This is a genomic window from Micromonospora sp. M51, assembly GCF_018070305.1.
GTDB lineage: Bacteria > Actinomycetota > Actinomycetes > Mycobacteriales > Micromonosporaceae > Micromonospora > Micromonospora parva.
Genome location: NZ_JAGPXZ010001073.1, coordinates 1 through 1,515 on the forward strand (window position 1 = coordinate 1; position 1,515 = coordinate 1,515).

Genomic DNA, 1,515 nt, shown 5'->3' on the forward strand with positions numbered 1-1,515 from the left:
GCCGACGGTGCGCGCCGACGGCGGTCGGATCGCGCATGGCCGCCGAGCACCCCACCCCCGCCGTCCGTCAGCTCCGCCTCGTGGTGGAGGCCGACGACTACGACGCTGCCGTCGCGTTCTTCCGTGACGCGCTCGGCCTGCCCGAGGAGGCGGCGTTCGTCGGCGACGGAGACGCCCGGGTGGTGATCCTGGATGCGGGCCGGGCCACCCTGGAGATCGCCAACCCGGCCCAGAAACGCATGATCGACGAGGTCGAGGTGGGGCGGCAGGTCGCCCCCCGCCTGCGGGTGGCCTTCGAGGTGGACGACGCCGAGGCGACTACGGCCCGGCTGGTCGCCGCCGGGGCGAGCGAGGTCGCGCCGCCGACGCGTACACCGTGGCAGTCGCTCAACTCCCGCCTCGACGCGCCCGCCGGCCTGCACATCACCGTCTTCCAGGAGTTGCTCGCGCCGGACGTGCGGGAGGGGACGCGGCATGCGGAGCCCGGACGTGACAGCGACAACTGAGTCCGGCAGTTCCCGGGCTGCCGCTCTCACCCCGGCGCAGACGGCGGCCCTGGCCCACGTCCGGTCCCTGGCCGTGGCCGAGCGGCGCGCCGCCCTGGACATCATCGCCCGGGAACTCACCGCCGCCGGCCTCCACGACCGGCCGGAAGAGCTGCTCGCCGCAGTGGTCCAGTGTGGTCGCCTGACCGTCAACTTCCACCCCGACCGGTTGTGCGTCGACGGGCGGACCGTCGCCGCCGCCCTGGCCGAGGACGGGGTGTACCGCAGCCAGTTCGTCACCGGAATCTCCAACGGCGGGCTCACCGCCTATCCGGGCGGAGACCGGGACCGTTGGGAACAACGGATGTTCGACGGCGCGTACCAGCGAACCGGGGTCACGGCGGCCGACCGCCCCACGTACGGCGGAATGAACCTGCTCGGTCACGCGGACGGCGCCTGTCCCCGATTCGGTTCCTGTCACCTGCGGCTGCGTCCGGCGGTGCTGACCCGGGCGACCTTCTGTCTCGGTGACAGCCACCTCGGTCCGCGGGTGGTGGGGACCGCCGACGCCTTCGAGGCGGTCCTCGCCGGGCTCCTGGTCGGTGTCGCCGCCACCGGTGAGTGTCTGGGACGCACCGGAACGGACGTCGGCACCTTCGTCCGGACGGTGCGGGACGTTCCGACCACGCCGGAAACTGTCGGTCGCGCGCTCGATGACTACGTGGAGGCCCAGATCCACGGCACCCTCGACCTCGCGCGCGATGTCGAGGAACTGGTGGTGGACAAGGCCTTCGCCGGCACCCTGACCGGGGCGACGCTGGAATCAATCGCTGAGCGGCACGGTTTCCCGCTGCTGTGGCACCCGGGCTTCGCGCTGGCCGTCGACCGGGTCGACGCCGAATTCCGAGGGCCGGCGATTCCGGTGCTGGCGGCGCGGCTGCATCGGGAGTTCGCCGGACCGGGCGAGCCGGTGGACGCGGCGCTGGTCGGGCGGGGCGCGGTCTCGGTGGTCACCGAGCCGGAGCGGTGG

General features: G+C 73.3%; 2 protein-coding genes. Both read left to right on the forward strand.

What is annotated here, in order from left to right; genetic code table 11:
* Positions 1-506, forward strand: a 506-nt coding sequence (locus KBX53_RS32560; protein ID WP_309140909.1) for a VOC family protein, incomplete at its 5' end; no start/stop codon positions are given.
* Positions 490-1,515: DUF3626 domain-containing protein (locus KBX53_RS32565; protein ID WP_309140910.1), on the forward strand; the 1,026-nt coding region annotated here is incomplete at its 3' end. The genes KBX53_RS32560 and KBX53_RS32565, both read left to right, overlap by 17 nt.